We start from the raw sequence: 230 nt of genomic DNA, 5'->3' as shown, positions 1-230 counted from the left end.
GTCATATCTTTAGCAACAAGGATTTTGTCATTAAATTTTCCACGTCCGTCTTACAAGCTGATAAGAAAGAAATTACGATAATTAATAAAAACGAAAACACGACACTTACTCAAACCATTGCCCCAATATTTGAAAAATACCTAATGGAAATTTTACCTCAACGCTCAGACACTCTTGATAAACAAGAATTAAACCTAAAATCAGATAGAAAAGAAAAAGAATTCCCAAGA

At 31.3% G+C, this 230-nt stretch carries 1 pseudogene; it reads left to right on the top strand.

Features of this window, described 5'->3' with window-relative positions:
- Window positions 1-230 (top strand): annotated as a pseudogene (locus tag SB765_RS34390) (hypothetical protein); the annotation flags it as partial.

This window comes from Pseudomonas sp. SIMBA_067 (assembly GCF_046534675.1).
Taxonomy (GTDB): domain Bacteria; phylum Pseudomonadota; class Gammaproteobacteria; order Pseudomonadales; family Pseudomonadaceae; genus Aquipseudomonas; species Aquipseudomonas putida.
The sequence above is the reverse complement of the archived record's forward strand: the minus strand, read 5'-3'. Positions and strand labels throughout refer to the sequence as shown.